This window comes from Bacteroidota bacterium, from assembly GCA_016194975.1.
Taxonomy (GTDB): domain Bacteria; phylum Bacteroidota; class Bacteroidia; order Palsa-965; family Palsa-965.
The window spans coordinates 1-16,490 of the sequence record JACQAM010000003.1 but is presented as its reverse complement, the minus strand read 5'-3'; the positions used below and the strand labels follow the sequence as shown (position 1 = coordinate 16,490).

General features: G+C 43.5%; 14 protein-coding genes and 2 tRNA genes. 10 read left to right on the top strand and 6 right to left on the bottom strand.

Annotation, left to right across the window (positions count from 1 at the left end; all coding sequences use genetic code 11):
• Nucleotides 1-155 precede the first annotated feature (155 nt).
• From HY064_00785 to HY064_00775, 3 genes are all read right to left on the bottom strand, one after another.
• The gene (locus HY064_00785) at nucleotides 156-500 is read right to left on the bottom strand and encodes a transmembrane 220 family protein (protein ID MBI3509167.1); all 345 of its coding nucleotides are present in this window, start codon (nucleotides 498-500) and stop codon (nucleotides 156-158) included.
• A gap of 21 nt (nucleotides 501-521) precedes the next feature.
• Complete coding sequence (locus tag HY064_00780; protein ID MBI3509166.1) at nucleotides 522-1,979, bottom strand: PQQ-dependent sugar dehydrogenase; 1,458 nt, start codon at nucleotides 1,977-1,979, stop codon at nucleotides 522-524.
• Between the two features lie 64 nt (nucleotides 1,980-2,043).
• Nucleotides 2,044-3,573, bottom strand: coding sequence for a PQQ-dependent sugar dehydrogenase (locus tag HY064_00775; protein ID MBI3509165.1), 1,530 nt, complete (start codon nucleotides 3,571-3,573; stop codon nucleotides 2,044-2,046).
• Between the two features lie 94 nt (nucleotides 3,574-3,667).
• Between HY064_00775 and folK the strand changes: the two genes are divergently transcribed.
• The 5 genes from folK to HY064_00750 all read left to right on the top strand — a co-directional run bounded on the left by folK (nucleotide 3,668) and on the right by HY064_00750 (nucleotide 8,234).
• Nucleotides 3,668-4,183 (top strand): 2-amino-4-hydroxy-6-hydroxymethyldihydropteridine diphosphokinase, encoded by a 516-nt coding sequence (gene folK, locus HY064_00770; GenBank protein MBI3509164.1) that lies wholly within the window; start codon nucleotides 3,668-3,670, stop codon nucleotides 4,181-4,183.
• Nucleotides 4,180-4,797, top strand: coding sequence for a deoxynucleoside kinase (locus HY064_00765; protein MBI3509163.1), 618 nt, complete (start codon nucleotides 4,180-4,182; stop codon nucleotides 4,795-4,797). The genes folK and HY064_00765 overlap by 4 nt, the downstream gene beginning before the upstream one ends.
• Nucleotides 4,798-4,905: 108 nt before the next feature.
• Nucleotides 4,906-6,630 (top strand): hypothetical protein, encoded by a 1,725-nt coding sequence (locus HY064_00760; protein ID MBI3509162.1) that lies wholly within the window; start codon nucleotides 4,906-4,908, stop codon nucleotides 6,628-6,630.
• 81 nt (nucleotides 6,631-6,711) lie between these two features.
• Nucleotides 6,712-7,356 (top strand): hypothetical protein, encoded by a 645-nt coding sequence (locus HY064_00755; protein ID MBI3509161.1) that lies wholly within the window; start codon nucleotides 6,712-6,714, stop codon nucleotides 7,354-7,356.
• Nucleotides 7,357-7,550: 194 nt separating this feature from the next.
• Complete coding sequence (locus tag HY064_00750) at nucleotides 7,551-8,234, top strand: carboxypeptidase regulatory-like domain-containing protein (GenBank protein MBI3509160.1); 684 nt, start codon at nucleotides 7,551-7,553, stop codon at nucleotides 8,232-8,234.
• Between the two features lie 21 nt (nucleotides 8,235-8,255).
• On the opposite strand, the gene HY064_00745 is transcribed toward HY064_00750, so the two are convergent.
• A complete protein-coding gene (locus HY064_00745; protein MBI3509159.1) occupies nucleotides 8,256-8,795 on the bottom strand; it encodes an RNA methyltransferase in 540 nt (179 codons plus the stop codon).
• A 119-nt stretch (nucleotides 8,796-8,914) separates the two neighbouring features.
• Here HY064_00745 and HY064_00740 point away from each other — a divergent pair, with 119 nt between their 5' ends.
• Entirely contained in the window at nucleotides 8,915-9,547 is a 633-nt protein-coding gene (locus HY064_00740; protein MBI3509158.1) for an outer membrane beta-barrel protein, read from the top strand.
• A gap of 205 nt (nucleotides 9,548-9,752) precedes the next feature.
• Here the strand turns inward: HY064_00740 and HY064_00735 are convergent, their stop codons facing one another.
• Entirely contained in the window at nucleotides 9,753-10,553 is an 801-nt protein-coding gene (locus tag HY064_00735; GenBank protein MBI3509157.1) for a pyrroline-5-carboxylate reductase, read from the bottom strand.
• A 227-nt stretch (nucleotides 10,554-10,780) separates the two neighbouring features.
• Between HY064_00735 and mutS the strand changes: the two genes are divergently transcribed.
• The 4 genes from mutS (at nucleotide 10,781) to HY064_00715 (ending at nucleotide 15,984) form a co-directional block, all read left to right on the top strand.
• Entirely contained in the window at nucleotides 10,781-13,402 is a 2,622-nt protein-coding gene (gene mutS, locus HY064_00730) for a DNA mismatch repair protein MutS (protein ID MBI3509156.1), read from the top strand.
• 245 nt (nucleotides 13,403-13,647) lie between these two features.
• A tRNA-Gly gene (locus HY064_00725) sits at nucleotides 13,648-13,720 on the top strand.
• A 99-nt stretch (nucleotides 13,721-13,819) separates the two neighbouring features.
• Nucleotides 13,820-13,907 (top strand) — tRNA-Leu (locus HY064_00720).
• 172 nt (nucleotides 13,908-14,079) lie between these two features.
• On the top strand, nucleotides 14,080-15,984 hold the full coding sequence (locus HY064_00715) for a hypothetical protein (protein MBI3509155.1): 1,905 nt from the start codon (nucleotides 14,080-14,082) through the stop codon (nucleotides 15,982-15,984).
• A 60-nt stretch (nucleotides 15,985-16,044) separates the two neighbouring features.
• On the opposite strand, the gene HY064_00710 is transcribed toward HY064_00715, so the two are convergent.
• A partial coding sequence (locus HY064_00710; GenBank protein MBI3509154.1) for a hypothetical protein occupies nucleotides 16,045-16,490 on the bottom strand: 446 nt, incomplete at its 5' end.

Sequence of the window (16,490 nt, the reverse complement as noted above, 5' to 3'; positions counted from 1 at the left end):
AACGGAGCATTTGCAAGGTATTCCCGATGCTCAGTCTGATTCATTTGAATGTCAAAAAGTTTCCTGTTTCGCATTTAGTATCTTATTCGGAATAAACTCTAATTAAGAAAAGCATTTCAGTGATTATTTCCCACCCCGTCCCTCCAATCTCCCGACTAAAATATCCATCCGCCTTTTCCAACCCAATAACTAAACACCGTACACGCCGCCGCAATCAACAATCCGACCGATTCCCTTCCCTTCTCTATATTCATATCGTGATCGTTCATCGGCATTCTAAATCCCTTGAATGTATTCGGCCAGTTTACTATTGAATAGATCACATAAATTAATATTAAGGGCGCATCCACATACCACCACGCCATTTTAAAATAGGCCAGCAAACAAACTGTGGCAGCAGCAAAATAAATAGCTACCCAATGAACAGGATCGGGATCGTTGAAATTCAAGTATCCGAAATAAACAAACATAAAGAAGAGTGCAATGCAGATATAGCCCATAATTATATTGAATTTATTTTTTTATTTCGTTACAATAAGTTTCACGCTCAGTGTTGAATTTTCGCACGCAAACGCGCAAAAATAAATTCCGGGGGAAAGGCGAAGTGTCTTCGCATCGATCGTCAATTCATGTACTCCTTCCTGTTCGCTTCCGTTTTTAAGAAGAGCAATTTCTTTTCCGGAAATATCATAAAGGGAAATTACCAATGGGGAATTCTGTTTGAGGAAATAATGAATGGAAGTAGTTTCAATGAACGGGTTCGGAAAATTCTGTTGCAAAGAAAAAAACGGATTCTCTTTTTCTTCTACATTCATCCACGACGGACAGATTTTTATCACCGATCCGTTTCCCGTGTATCCTCCGTTCATCGCGTAAATGCAGCCGTCACTTCCTTCACGCAGCGTAGTGAGTCCGCCCACAGTAGTAGCATCCATGAATAAAGTTTTTGAAAGAACGGTGTCGTATGCCGGAGAATTTCCCATTGTGAGATCGAAAATATTTCCATAATCATTATCGGCAACAAGAAGATGATCGTCAAATTGCGGAAGTACATTTCCCGAATAGAAAACAATTCCTGTCAATCCGCCGAGCGGCGCTCCCCAGGTTTCAATCGGTAGTACTGCAGTAGTGTCGTCGCAGGGAATGGTAGTGGAACTGTTCAGGAAATTTCCTTCGCATTCATTCCATCCGTATTTTTTTCCTTTGTGAATAAGATCTACTTCATCCCACGCATTCCATCCATTCTCAGAAACATAAAATGAATCATTCACCGGGCTGAAACAGAAATCGAATGGATTGCGGTGCTCATAACTCCAGATGATGTCGCAATTTCCTGTATAGATATTTCCGTCGTCGTAGAATGGATTGTCAGTTGGAATGGTACCGTCTTTATTGATGCGCAGCGTTTTTCCGTACGCGTTAGTGAGCATGTGCGCGTAATTGAGCGAAGTATCGGTTGGGTTCAATTGAAGATCACCCACTGTGAAATAAATTTTGCCGGGTTCAGAAGGGCGGAAGTGAAGATTGCCGCCGAAATGTTCGCCGGGTAAATTATCCGGAACATCAATGTCAAAAATAATTGTGGGATTTGTTCCGAGATTATTCACGTCGGTGAATCGTGCAATGCGAATGTGTTCATCGATCGGGTAACGATGCACGTAATAAACGTAAATGTATTTGTTGTTCACATAATCCGGATCGACTGCAATACCGAGCAATCCTCTTTCATAATCAGCATCTACGGAATCGCTCAGGTCATAAAAATCGCTGATGAAAGTTCCGGTTGACGAATACACTTTTATTTTCGCATTTACTGCCTGTGCAACCGATCCGCCTTTCTGCGTCAGAAAAATTCTTCCATCGGGCGTTTGATCGAAAGCAACAGGATTAATGAGGCCGGTGCAGAGTGTATCTATCCAGTAAGTCTGTGCAGGAATGAAAATGGGGAGAAAAAAGAAGAGCAGTAAAATTTTTTTCATGGCAGAATAATGATTTATTGTTCATCAGGAAACAACAAATCACTAAACGCTGAAAACAGTAAATTTATTTTACTACTGTAAGTTTCAGGCTTTGCGCGTAGGTGTTGCTTTCCATATAACAGAAATACATTCCGGGAGCAAGATTCAAAGTAGCTGCGTTGATATCGTAGGTATGACTGCCTTCTGTTTGTTGTCCATCAACGAGCACTGCAACTTCTTTTCCATACACATCATAAAGTGCAATACGAACGAGTGCCTCCTGTTTCATAGAATACGTCAGCGTGGTTGAAACTGAAAATGGATTCGGATTGCTTTGCTGCATGGTGAAATAAGGATTGATGAAATCACCGGTTCCCAATCCCTGCGGACAAATTCTTTTCACTGCACCGGTTCCTGCTTCATATCCGCCACGCATTACATAAATGCAGCCTTCGGGCCCCTGCATTAATGTAGTGTGCCCGCCGGGCATGTCCTGCCATTGTGTGCGCGAGAGCACGGTGTCGTATGCGGGAGGATTTCCCAATGTGAGATCGTAAATTCTTGCATAATCATTATCAGTAACGAGCAGGTGGTTATTGAATTCCGGCATCACAGAACTGGAATAATAAACGATGCCGGTAAGAGCGGGAAGTGGTGCGCCCCACACATCCATTGGTAAAACATCGCCGGTAAGATTACAAGGAACAGTAGTTGAACTGTTCATCATTCTTCCTTCGCAGGTTGCCCATCCGTAATTTGCGCCTTTGTGAATCATATTTATTTCGTCCCAGGTATTCAATCCGTTTTCCGAAACGTACATGGAATCACTCACAGGACTGAAACAAAAATCAAACGGATTGCGATGGCCGTAACTCCAGATGATATCGCAATTACCTGTGTAAATATTTCCATCGTCGTAATAGGGATTATCAGTTGGAATATTTGCTCCGCAGGTTCCGACACCGTGTACATTGTAAGTAGGCATTCCCACCGTGATCGGATCTTTTCCTATGCGAAGAACTTTTCCGAATGGTTTGGTGAGTTTATTCGCATAATTCAAAGTCGGATTGGTTTGCTGGTAAGCAAGATCTCCGATCGTAAAATAAATATGTGTGGGGTCAGATGGACGGAAGTGAACATTTCCACCGACATGATTTCCTGCAATGTTGTACGAGGTAATATCGAGATCGAAGATCACCTGCGGATTTGTTCCTGCATTACTGACTTCAGTGAAACGAACGATACGGATACGTTCACTTGCATTGTAATAATGCACGTAGTAAACATAAACGTAATGGTTGGTGGTGAACGATGGATCAAGGGCAATTCCAAGCAGTCCGCGTTCAAAATCGGAATTCACCGAATCAGAAAGATCGTAGAAAGTGGAAAGGAAAGTTCCGGTGAGTGTATAAACCCTGATGGTAGCAGAACCGGCAACAGCGGGAATACTTCCGTCTCCTTTCTGCGTGAGAAAAATTCTGTTGTCAGGAGAGATTGCAAAAGCAACCGGGTTTTGAAGTGAAGAAATAAGCGTGGTAGTCGTGTACACTTGTGCGCGGAGGAATCCGGCGGAAACAAGTGCAATCAGGACAAGGATCTGGCGGAAGGATCTCATGATGATTTTTTTTGGTGAAAATTTTATCGAAGATAGTAAAATTGGCCAGTGGTTGCCACTCTCATTTTTCAACTTGATATGGTACATTCGTGTCATGAATTCTGTGTTCAATAATGTTTTCGCAGGGCTGGGTTCCAATCTCGGTGACCGGAAAAAAAATGTTAGGAATGCCTGTGAGATGATCGGGCAATTGAATGGAACAACAATCACGCGCTTCTCTTCAATGATCGAAACGGAGCCATGGGGAAAGACCGATCAGCCATTCTTCCTGAATTGTGTGATTCAGATTGAAACTTCTTTAACGCCTGAAGAATTGTTGGTGCATTTTATTGCCATTGAAAAAAAAATGGGCAGGACGCGACAGGAAAAGTGGGGTCCCCGAATGATCGATATCGATATTATTTTTTTCAATGATGCAGCGATCCGGGAAGAGCATCTTCAGATTCCGCATCCGCACATGGCACAAAGAATATTTGTACTCGCAGGCATGTGCGAACTCGATCCTCATAAAATTCATCCGGTCATTGGCAAATCAATGCTTAATCTTATGGAAGAGTGTGTCGATGGATCGAAGATATTTCCTGTTCGGAAAACTGAATTTCATTCGTGAAAAATTTGCGTTACATAGCCATCGAAGGAAACATCGGTGCGGGAAAATCCACGCTGGCAGAAATGCTTGCACGTCGCACAGGTTCTGTTTATGTCCGCGAACAATTCGAGGATAATCCGTTTCTCGGCGATTTTTATTCCGATATGGAGCGTTATGCGTTTGCAGCCGAACTCTCTTTTCTCGAAGAGCGGCTTCGCAATGTGCGCGATGCAATAAAAAGAAATGAATCAGTTGTGGCCGATTATTTTTGGGAAAAATCGCTGGTATTTGCCCGGGTTAACCTCAAGGGGGAGGAATTGAAATTATTCGAACGTATTTCATCTTCATTTTCTGTTCAGGCAAAAATTCCGGATATCATCGTTTACCTGCATCGTCCTGCGGAAAAGTTATTGAAACATATCAACAAACGCGGGCGCGAATTCGAGCAGCAGATAGCGAAAGAATATCTGGCAAAGGTGGCCGCCGGGTATTCCAGTTTTTTCGCTGCTGAGAAAAGGATGCCGGTGCTGTGGATCAATAATGAATTGGGTCCGGAAGCGCTCACACAGCATGTGCTCAATCTGGTTCAGAAGAATTATTCGCCGGGGCTGCATTTAATCCCTGAATTGCAATAAATCGGTTAATTGCGACGAATCGCTTCTTCCTGTCGATTTTCCTTTCTTTTTTTAGGATTTTGTTTATTTTTGCGCCGTACCAAAAAAAGGAACTATCCTGATCTTAACATGAAACACACGAATCTTTACATCTTCGGACTCGCTGCTGTAGCCTCCCTGTCATTCGCGTCCTGTACCGGACTCGGAAAAATGTCAAAGAAAGAAGCAACTGTCCAATACACCGTAACCCCGAATCCTCTCGAAATGCACGACGATTCCGTTATGGTAACCATCAGTGTAAAATATCCTCCAAAATATTTCGGTAAAAAAGTTGTGCTTACCGTTACTCCACAGTGCGGTGATCATAAATTCAAATCCGCAACACTGCTCGGTGAAAAAGCACAGGGTACCGGAACCAAGATCGCTTATAAAACAGGCGGCTCTTACACTTATACCGATAAGCAGCCCTACACTTCGGATATGAAAGATGCCGATCTGAAACTGGATGCGAGCGGCGCGGTCAAGAAAAAAACAAAAGACATGCCGGCGCGCACTATCGGACATGGTACTATCATCACACCTTATCTTCTTAAGAATGATGATAAACCGATCATCGGGAAAGATAAATTCCAGAAAACAGTTCCGAATCCGGTCGACGGTTCTACACATTTCGTGATCAGCACTACCACTTACACTTCTAAACATGATGTGAAAGGTGAGGACATGAAAGTGCTGAATGATTTCATGAAAGCGCACCGTACCGATCCGAATATGGAAATGCCAAGCATAAATATTTCTTCTTATGCTTCTCCTGATGGTGAAACGGATGGCAACGCTAAACTTGCTGAAGACCGTTACACAAAAACGATGAAGGATATGCAGGCGATGGCGAAAGACAAAAAAACCGGGTATGATCCTGCTACAAAAGATGGATTCTATATGAAGCAGGTAACGGCAGAAGACTGGAATGGTTTCCAGGATCTTGTTTCCAAATCAGATATTAAGGACAAGGATCTTATTCTTCGTGTTCTTTCTACTTATCCTGACGGAGAAAAACGCGAAGCTGAGATCAAAAATATGGCTGCTACTTATCAGGAACTTGCAAAGGATATTCTTCCCCAGTTGCGTCGTTCAATGGTTACCATCAACGCGATCAAACACAATCGCACCGATGAGCGCATTCTCCAGCTTGCACGTTCCACTCCGGACAGTCTTTCTATCGAAGAAATTCTTTATGCAGGATCACTTACCAATGATCTGAATGAAAAACTGAATTTCTATAAAGCAGGTGAGCGTATGTATGGTAATGACTGGAGAACTTCCAACAACGTAGGTTGTGTTCTTCTTATGCAGAATAAACTCGCTGATGCAAAAGCAGAATTCACCAAAGCAGATAAACTGAATCCGAATAACCCGATCATCCAGAACAATCTTGCGATCTGCGCTCGTTGGGAAGGTGACCGCAAAACTGCTAAAGGAATGCTCATGAATGCAAAATCTGCAGGGCCTGAAGTTTCTTACAATCTCGGACTCATCGCAGTTCAGGACGGACAATATGCAGATGCAGTTACCGATTTCGGTTCAAACAAAACTTTCAACGTAGCGCTCGCGCAGGTACTCGCAGGCGATCTTGATGGCGCTTTGACCACGATCGATAAGAGCTCAGAAAAAGAAGATGCACTTTCTTATTACCTGAAAGCAATTATAGGTGCACGTAAGGGTAATAAAGATATGCTCGTCAATAATCTTCGTACCGCTTGCGAAAAAGATCCTTCTATGAAAGACAAAGCAAAATCAGATGTTGAGTTCCTCAAATATCGTGATGATGCTGACTTCAAAGGAATCATTCAATAATCAATGATGAATTTATTAAAAGGCCTCTCCTGATCTCCGGACGAGGCCTTTTTCTTTTTCAATTGTTCTGAAAATATTTTCATGAAAAAAATAATTATTCTCTGCCCCGTCATTTTATTCTCTGTCTTCACCGCTAAGGCGGGAGATACACTCGTGAAAAACGGGAGCGATTTCCTGGAACTGAAAGGAAAAGTATTATTGTCGCAAGGACAACAGCGTGATGAAGATAAAACTGTACTCGACAGCGCAGTTATTTCTGTGAAGAACGAAAGCGGCCTTATTGTTCTTTCCCAACTCTCTGATGTAAAAGGAAAAGTTGATCTGAGATTACCGCTCAATAGAAAATTCACCGTCAGTATCACCAAACCGGGTTTCATCTGCAAGATCATCAGCGTGGATACAAAAGTAGGGAAGGCCTTCATTCAGAATTATTCGTTCGCTTTCGATGTTGATATTTTCGAGAAAGTAGATGGGCTGGATGTTTCTGTTCTCGATCAGCCCGTCGCAAAAATTTCATTCAATTCCATCAGCCATGAATTTTCATACGACATTGCGTACACTTCAAAAGTAAATGCCGGCCTTCAGAAAATGTACCGCGAATATTATGTGCTGAAAAGAAGAGAGATCGTGCTCAATGATTCTGTTCCTTCTTCCAAACCTACTGCATCGCGTTCTGCAGGAACAAAAAAATCTGTTCCATACGGTAAGAATAATAAGCCGAAGTGAGAAGAATAGAGACGTGGGTAGTGGCTCAGTTTGCTCTTTTCCGATTCAACTTCGCGCCTTGGCGCCTTCGCGGTTCCTAAACCATTCTTTTATTAAACCGCAAAGACGCTAAGGCGCTAAGAATTTTCAAACTGACCCACTACCGAGACGTGCTTTAAAAGTAAAGTAAACGGAAGGTTTCGTAAATTGAGGGGATGAAAAAGAACCTTCTTCTTATCCCCGGCTTCACTTTTTTCATACCATTTATTTTCATTTATTTTTTTTCGTTTTCTGAATTGAAAGCTCAGGACGAACGCGATTCTCTAGTCGGGGATGATCAGTTCTACCTTGAATTGAACGGCAGAGTTCTGGAATCGCGGGGACAGGAAAAGGATGAGGATAAAAAAAACCTGGACAGTGCAGAGGTGACGGTTACAAATGAATCAGGAAAAAAAGTGTTGTACGGACTTACGGATAAGCAGGGCAGGCTTTCTTTTCGCCTCCCGTTTTCGAGAAAGTTTGTCGTTCACATCACGAAAAAAGGATATGTCGAGAAAATGATTGAAGTGGATACGCACGTGCCGGTGGATGAAAAGAAAAATTACACATTCGCTTTCAATGTCGATATTTTCGAAAGTATACAAGGGCTTGATGTTTCAATACTGAGCAAACCCATCGCAAAAGTAAAATACCATACGACTGAAAAAATATTTTCATACGATGTGGGTTATACGAGTATGGTTAACGGATCGCTGCAGAAAATGTACAGGGATTATTATGCGCTGAAACGGAAAGAAAAAACGACAACCGATTCCGCAACCTCAGCATCAGATTCGCTGAAACGGCCCGTTCCCGGAAAAGTAGTTTCAAAAAAAACGCCGAAAAAGGAGGGGAAGTGAGATCACTCTTTCTTCCCGGAATTATTTTTTCAAATTTTTTTTGAAAATTTCCCAGCATACAATTCCTGCGCTTACCGCAATGTTCAGAGAATGTTTCATTCCCGCTTGCGGGATCTCGATCACACCGTCGCTCAGGCCGATCGCTTCTTCGCTCACCCCTTCTACCTCGTTGCCGAAAATAAGCGCGATCCTTTCGCCGTTCGTTAAACTGATCTTCTCCGGCGAAATACTTTGTTCTGTTTGTTCCACCGAAAAAATTTTCACGTTCATTTCACGGATCGACTCCACCGCTTCAGCTATTGTATTGAAATGTTTCCACGTCACAGTTTCTGTGGCGCCTAAAGCTGTTTTGTGAATTTCACGGTGTGGAGGAACCGGTGTGTAGCCGCATAAATAAACCGCTTCAAAAAGAAATGCATCTGCCGTTCTGAAAACTGATCCTACATTATTCATACTCCTCACATTCTCAAGAACGATGATGGCCGGCGTTTTTTCCGATGCACGGAATTCTTTCACCGACTTACGCCCGAGTTCTTCGTTCGGGATTTTTCTTTTTTCCATTGCACCCGAAAGATAAGCGGAAGAAATAAATTTCATGGGCTGTAACTTTCAGATTAACCCGTGCGTCGTATGTTCAAATAAAAGCCATTGGTCAATTTCCACAAAACTCAAAACTCAAAATGAAAACTAAACTACTTTCTCTCCTCGCGGCCAGCGCACTTTCTTCTTCTGTAGCATTGGCCTGCAACGACTCACTCCGCATCAATTGTGGCATTGACCAGGGATTCCATTACTGGGAAGGACTGGATATCGGCGTCAACGGGTATTTCAATAATAATTCAAGTATTGAAACTCCCGGCGGATATGATTTTCTGGATCTTGATTACGCGCGTTCGCACAGCATAGCGTGGAATATGATGCAGTACAATATTCATCTTTATAAAAATCACGTGAATCTTGTTACCGGCTTCGGCCTCGAATGGAATACCTATTCTTTCCGGCAGAATATTTCTCTTTCCACCAATTCAAATTCTGTTTCTGCGACCTATGAAAATATCGATTTTGATAAAAATAAATTACGCACTACGTGGCTGGATGCCCCGCTTCTTCTCGAATTCAATACAGGCAAAGACGAGGATAATTCATTTCACCTCGCTGTCGGCGGAACTTTCGGCTACAATATTTTCCGCAACAAAATGATCCAGGAATACAATGTGAACGGGAACGAACAGGATCGTAAAACAAAAGATGATTATAATATCAATCCATTCCGTTATGGTGTTACAAAGAATCTGATTGAAGAATCTGATTGAAGAATCTGATTGAAGAATCTGATTGAAGAATCTGATTGAAGAATCTGATTGAAGAATCTGATTGAAGAATCTGATTGAAGAATCTGATTGAAGAGGCTGTTTAAATTCCAAAAAATGAATTTTAAACAACCTCTAAATGAAATGCCGGTTGATTTTTCTCCCGGCATTTTTCACAATTCAACTTTGAACCTTAAATCCTGAACAGTCAACCGGCAAGTTCCTTCGCTCTTTTTTCAGCGGCAATTATTCCGTCGATGAGTGAACGATGAATCGCACACTTATCGAAAACAGTGAGTGCCGCTTCTGTAGTTCCGCCTTTCGACGCAACAGTTTTTATCAGTTCATCAAAAGATTTATTCGCGTTATTGATCAGCTGGAAAGAACCGAGCATGGTTTGCTTTACCAAGGTTGCAGCAACGGCTTCACTCATTCCCATTTCTTTTCCTGCTTCCATCATCGCACGCACTACGTAATAAAAATAGGCCGGCCCGCTTCCGCTGAGCGCAGTCACGGCATCCAGCATTTCTTCCTTCTCAAAAAAAACAGTCCGCCCCGTAGTGGAAAGTAAATTTTCTACCGTACGCACCTGCTCGACCGACACGCTCGCGTGCGCACTGAAACCGGTCATTCCCATTCCCACTTCCACCGGCGAATTCGGCATGGCGCGGACAATTGTTTTATGTGAAAGTTCTTTTTCAAGATGAGAAATTTTTATTCCCGCCATTATCGAAAGCACCAGCATTCCCGGTTTTACCAATGGAGAAATAGAAGGAAGAAGCGCCGGAAGATCCTGTGGCTTCACGGCAATGATCATTAATTCACTCTCGCTGATCTTCGCATCGTCGGCAACAACTACTTCGCCGAGATCTAATTTTCGCAATTCATCGCGGCGCAATTCATTTTTTTCAGCGAGCAGCAATTCATTTTTGCTCACAATGTTGTAACGCAGGAACGCACGCGCATACACGAGTCCCATATTTCCGCAACCGACGATAGTTATTTTCATGGCGCGAAGATAGTTTTCTTATCCTAAGGCAAATATTCGGAAGATGATAATGGAAGTTGGACAGAGTTACTGTAAACAAAAAAAGTACTTCACCACTGATTTATAAGTCCATCCTCCAACATCCATCTTTCACTATCCAGGTGTGAGAAAAGTAATTAACAGCAAAGAACTAATGTTAAAAACTTGCGTCATTCTCAGAGGGAGAAACGGGTAATTTTGATTCCTTCATGTCAAAAGTAAAAACGGAAAAAGGAGCAGCAGAAACTCCGCTGATGAAACAGTATAATGCGATCAAGGCGAAACATCCTGATGCGCTTTTACTTTTTCGTGTCGGAGATTTTTATGAAACATTCGGTGAGGATGCCATAAAAACTTCTTCCATTCTCGGCATCGTACTCACCAAGCGCGCCAATGGTTCTGCATCTTACGTAGAGCTCGCCGGATTCCCGCATCATTCGCTCGACACTTATTTACCGAGATTAGTAAGAGCCGGACTTCGTGTTGCCATTTGCGATCAGCTTGAAGATCCGAAAATGACCAAGACGATCGTGAAGAGAGATGTGACCGAACTGGTAACACCCGGAGTTTCCTTCAATGAAAAAGTGCTGGATCACCGCACGAATAATTTTCTTGCCGCAATTCATGTCGATGGCAGTCGTGCGGGCGTAAGCTTTCTCGACATTTCAACCGGAGAATTTTTTGCCGCACAGGGAACGATCGCCTATACAGAAAAGCTCATTCAGAATTTCCGGCCGGCCGAAGTGCTTTACAAAAAATCCATTCGTGCACAGGTGACAGAAACTTTCGGTGAAAAAAATTATTTCTTCGGAATGGAAGACTGGGTTTTTACGGAGGAATTCACCACGGAAAAACTTTTACGTCATTTCGGAACTACCTCGTTGAAAGGATTCGGTGTGGAAGGAATGGGCCTCGGAACCATTGCCGCCGGAGTTTGCCTTCACTATCTTTCCGAAACACAGCACGATCGTGTGCAGCACATCGCTTCCATTTCACGCATCGAAGAAGAAAAATATGTGTGGCTCGATCGTTTCACGATCCGCAATCTCGAATTATTTTCCAGCGCGAATGAAAATGCAAAGACACTCATTGATGTAATAGATCGCACGGTTTCTCCTATGGGCGCACGCCTTCTCAAGCGCTGGCTCGCACTCCCGCTCAAGGATCTGCAACCGATCAATGAAAGACTCAGCGTGGTGGAAGCATTACTTACGGAGGATGGTGTTCATGAAAAAATTGTTGATCTCCTGCGTGAGGCCGGCGATCTTGAGCGGCTCGTGGCTAAAGCGTCTGCAGCCAGAATAAATCCCCGGGAGCTGATGCAGCTGCGACTTACACTTGAATTGCTCCCCCAATTGAAAGAGTTGTGTTCGAATACAACCAATATCCACTTGCAGAAATTCGGGGAACAAATGGATCGTTGTGAAAATGTTCATCAGAAAATCCTGAAAGAACTTCATCCCGATCCGCCTGTGCTTGTGAATAAAGGTTCCGTCATAGCAAAAGGAGTGAATGCAGAACTTGATGAATTGAGACAACTGGCTTTTTCCGGGAAAGATTTTTTACTGCAGATCCAGCAGCGCGAATCGGAAAGGACGGGAATTCCTTCACTGAAAGTCGCATTCAATAATATATTCGGATATTATCTCGAAGTGACGAATGCGCATAAAGAAAAAGTTCCTGCCGAGTGGATCCGGAAACAAACACTCGTCAATGCCGAACGGTACATCACCCCGGAATTAAAAACGTACGAGGAAAAAATTCTTGGCGCCGAAGAAAAGATCCTCGCGATCGAAACACGTTTGTACGCCGAACTTGTTCAGTCGCTTGCACCTTTCATTACCACCATTCAGAAAAATGCATTCATCCTGGCGCAACTCGATTGCCTGGCGGGATTTGCAACACTGGCCAATCACCGCAATTACATTCGCCCGCATCTCAATGATAATGGTGTTATCGATATCCGCAATGGCCGTCACCCGGTTATCGAACAGATGCTTCCGCCCGGACAAAGTTTCATTGCGAATGATATTTATCTCGATCCGTCTTCGCAACAGATTCTCATGATCACCGGGCCGAACATGTCTGGCAAATCTGCATTGCTCCGCCAGTGCGCACTCATTGTTCTTCTCGCGCAGATCGGCTCGTATGTGCCCGCATCGCACGCGGAGATCGGGCTCGTTGATAAAATTTTTACACGCGTCGGTGCTTCCGATAATATTTCTTCCGGTGAATCCACCTTCATGGTCGAGATGAATGAAACGGCAAGCATTCTCAATAATCTTTCCGATCGTAGTCTTGTCCTGCTCGATGAGATCGGTCGCGGCACAAGTACTTACGACGGAATTTCCATTGCATGGGCGATCGCCGAATATATTCACGAGAATGCGAACGGGAAAGCAAAAACACTTTTTGCAACGCACTATCATGAATTGAATGAAATGGCAGAACGTTTTCCGCGTATCCGCAATTTCAATGTGAGTGTGAAAGAAACCGGGAACAAAGTGATCTTCCTGAGAAAATTAATGCCGGGAGGAAGTGAACATAGTTTCGGAATTCATGTTGCGAAAATGGCAGGAATGCCGGTGAAAGTTGTTGAACGCGCAAAGCAGGTACTCACTCAACTTGAAAGAGCGCACAGCGGCGAAGAACTTTCGAAAGAAAATTCAAAACAGAACAGTGAAGATTTTCAACTGAGTTTTTTTCAGCTTGATGATCCAACCCTCGAGCAGATACGCGAAGAATTATTGAAGGTCGATATCAATACACTTACACCGGTAGAGGCACTCATGAAGTTGAATGAAATTAAAAAGATGATAGGAAGTAAGTGAACAGAAGGCAGCCTGCCCGCCGAAGTGATAACGAAGGAGGGTAAGCAGAAAGGAGCAGTTCAGAGGATAAAAAGCGGTGTGAATCATTACCAATTTTTCCAACTTTTTCGAACGGAAAATGACTGAAATTAAATTTTGAGAGTTAGGGTCAGGACATTACTTTTGTACCCCTGAAAGCGGAAGTCATCCAGCGTTAGGTTTCGGATTAAGTTCACCGGTTGTTTGAAATATTGAATCACAAATTTGCGGAAGTAGCTCAGTTGGTAGAGCGTAACCTTGCCAAGGTTAAGGTCGCCGGTTCGAGACCGGTCTTCCGCTCAAAGACCTCTTTTAAAAGAGGTTTTTTTTTGTCGGGACTTCTTGTTGCTATCATTTCATTCAAATCAAATTGTAAATCCTAAAATTGTAAATACCAATGCCTGGGTGGTGAAATTGGTAAACACGAAGGACTTAAAATCCTTTGGCCAGTCAAACGGCCTTGCCGGTTCAAGTCCGGCCCCGGGTACAACAAAGCAGAAAAGCGGTTTCTTATTAATTCGAGAACCGCTTTTTCTTTTTTAATGGCATTGGAACAATGCAGCCATTTTCTCCTCTTTTTGTTCATTAATAAACTCTTCAAACAAAAACCTTCGTGATCTTTTTACGTAAAAGGAAGCAACACCACCAACCCTTGCTGCATGCAGAGATTTTACCTTCCCCACAAAGGCTTTCTTTTTATTTTATTTTTCGCTGTTCTTTTCAGCTTTGAAAAAAGTTATGGACAATGTACTGCCTGTAGCGCTTACACGGTAAATGTTAATCTTTCATCTGCTACTGATACGGCCTGGACCTACACGCATACTCGCAGTGGGAATTGCTGTACGGGTACCAACTGCATTCGTTTTAATGTTACGCTCAATCCTGCGTCGGATCTTCTGAGTTTTGATGTGACGAATCCTTCTCCATCCGGCTCCGCATATTACCAGATTGAATGTGGTCCACAGGTTCCGATCGGAACTCCTGCTTGCATCGTTGGTCTGACAAATATTTGCATTGTTTATTGTAAGCCCGGCGGTGATTCTCCCATCTATCACATTACAGCAACACGTACTGTGCATGGTTCTCCGGATGATACCGTTCGTGTTGGATGCACAGGAACAATGTCCGTTACCGGTTTGCAGACTTCTTCGATAGTCTGGACCTCTATCTATCCCGGTGTAACAGGACAATACAATTCTTTGCTGAGTTGTACTTCTGCGTGTGCGTCAACAAATTTCACTCCTACTTCTACAGTTCCCACTTACATCGACTACATGGTGAGTGGAAATCCGAACACTTCCTGCCCGGGCACCTCACGCGATACGATTCGCATGTATGTTGTTCCTACAATGAGTGTGACCATTAGTCCTGCAAATCCTGTTCTCTGCTCTGCTGGACCCGGGTCGGTAACACTCACTGCAAATCCCACCGGTGGAGCTCCGCCTTATACTTATTCTTGGAGTCCGGGTGGACAAACCACGCAATCTATTTCTGTTAGCAGTCCCGGTACTTATACTGTAAGTGTTCTTGATCAAACCAATTCGTGTCCTGCGATAACGCAGACAATAACTGTAACATCTGTCACTACTCCGTCTCCTCCAACCGCATCAAGTAATAGTCCGGTGTGTACGGGTTCTCCGATAAATCTTACAGCGAGTTTAATTGCAGGAGCAACTTATTCGTGGACGGGACCAAATGGTTTTTCTTCAGCGTTGCAGAATCCTACAATAGCAAGTGCCGCTGCCGCGAATGCAGGAACTTATACAGTGACTGCAACAGTAAGTGGTTGCACAAGTTCCACCTCTACAACAACTGTTGTTGTAAATCCTGTTCCATCTCCACCAACTGCATCAAGTAATTCTCCGATCTGTGCAGGATCCACTTTAAATCTCACAGCGAGTTTAGTTGCAGGCGCAACTTATTCGTGGACGGGGCCAAATAGTTTTTCATCGTCATCACAAAATCCTTCAATCGCAGGAGCAACTGTTGCAGCAACCGGAACATATTCTGTGAATGTAACTGTTGCCGGATGTACAAGTACAAATGCAACAACTGCTGTAACTGTAAATCCAACTCCGGCTCCGCCAACTGCATCGAGCAATTCACCGATCTGCGCGGGATCAACTTTAAATCTTACGTCGAGTTTGGTTGCAGGAGCAACATATTCGTGGACGGGCCCGAATAGTTTTTCATCGTCATCACAAAATCCTTCGATCGGTTCAGCAACCACAGCAGCAACCGGAACATATTCTGTGAACGTAACTGTTGGAGGTTGTACAAGTACGAATGCAACAACTGTTGTAACTGTAAATCCGATTCCCGCACCACCAACCGCATCAAGTAATTCACCTATATGCGCAGGATCAACTTTAAATCTCACATCAAGTTTAGTTGCAGGCGCAACATATTCGTGGACGGGGCCGAATAGTTTTTCATCGTCATCGCAAAATCCTTCTATTGCCGGAGCAACTGTTGCAGCAACCGGAACATGGATGTACGAGCACAAATGCAACAACTGTTGTAACTGTAAATCCTGTTCCATCTCCGCCAACTGCATCAAGTAATTCACCGATCTGCGCGGGATCAACTTTAAATCTTACATCGAGTTTAGTTGCAGGTGCAACTTATTCCTGGACGGGTCCGAATAGTTTTTCATCGTCATCACAAAATCCTTCTATTGCCGGAGCAACTGTTGCAGCGAGCGGAACATATTCTGTGAATGTAACTGTTGCCGGATGCACGAGCAGCAATGCAACAACTGTTGTAACTGTAAATCCTGTTCCATCTCCACCAACTGCATCAAGTAATTCACCGATCTGCGCGGGATCAACTTTAAATCTTACATCGAGTTTAGTTGCAGGAGCAACATATTCGTGGACGGGGCCAAATAGTTTTTCATCGTCATCGCAAAATCCTTCAATCGCAGGAGCAACTGTTGCAGCAACCGGAACATATTCTGTGAATGTAACTGTTGCAGGATGCACAAGTACGAATGCAACAACTGTTGTAACTGTAAATCCTGTTCCATCTCCACCAACTGCATCAAGTAATTCACCGATCTGCGCGGGAT

Excerpts from the sequence above, each read along its gene's own strand:
- HY064_00735 (MBI3509157.1), bottom strand. The coding sequence starts at position 10,553 with ATGAAAATAACTATCGTCGGTTGCGGAAATATGGGACTCGTGTATGCG.
- HY064_00745 (MBI3509159.1), bottom strand. The coding sequence starts at position 8,795 with ATGGAAAAAAGAAAAATCCCGAACGAAGAACTCGGGCGTAAGTCGGTG.
- HY064_00780 (MBI3509166.1), bottom strand. The coding sequence starts at position 1,979 with ATGAAAAAAATTTTACTGCTCTTCTTTTTTCTCCCCATTTTCATTCCT.
- HY064_00760 (MBI3509162.1), top strand. The coding sequence starts at position 4,906 with ATGAAACACACGAATCTTTACATCTTCGGACTCGCTGCTGTAGCCTCC.
- HY064_00740 (MBI3509158.1), top strand. The coding sequence starts at position 8,915 with ATGAAAACTAAACTACTTTCTCTCCTCGCGGCCAGCGCACTTTCTTCT.
- HY064_00785 (MBI3509167.1), bottom strand. The coding sequence starts at position 500 with ATGGGCTATATCTGCATTGCACTCTTCTTTATGTTTGTTTATTTCGGA.
- mutS (MBI3509156.1), top strand. The coding sequence starts at position 10,781 with ATGTCAAAAGTAAAAACGGAAAAAGGAGCAGCAGAAACTCCGCTGATG.
- folK (MBI3509164.1), top strand. The coding sequence starts at position 3,668 with ATGAATTCTGTGTTCAATAATGTTTTCGCAGGGCTGGGTTCCAATCTC.
- HY064_00755 (MBI3509161.1), top strand. The coding sequence starts at position 6,712 with ATGAAAAAAATAATTATTCTCTGCCCCGTCATTTTATTCTCTGTCTTC.
- HY064_00750 (MBI3509160.1), top strand. The coding sequence starts at position 7,551 with ATGAAAAAGAACCTTCTTCTTATCCCCGGCTTCACTTTTTTCATACCA.
- HY064_00715 (MBI3509155.1), top strand. The coding sequence starts at position 14,080 with ATGCAGAGATTTTACCTTCCCCACAAAGGCTTTCTTTTTATTTTATTT.
- HY064_00775 (MBI3509165.1), bottom strand. The coding sequence starts at position 3,573 with ATGAGATCCTTCCGCCAGATCCTTGTCCTGATTGCACTTGTTTCCGCC.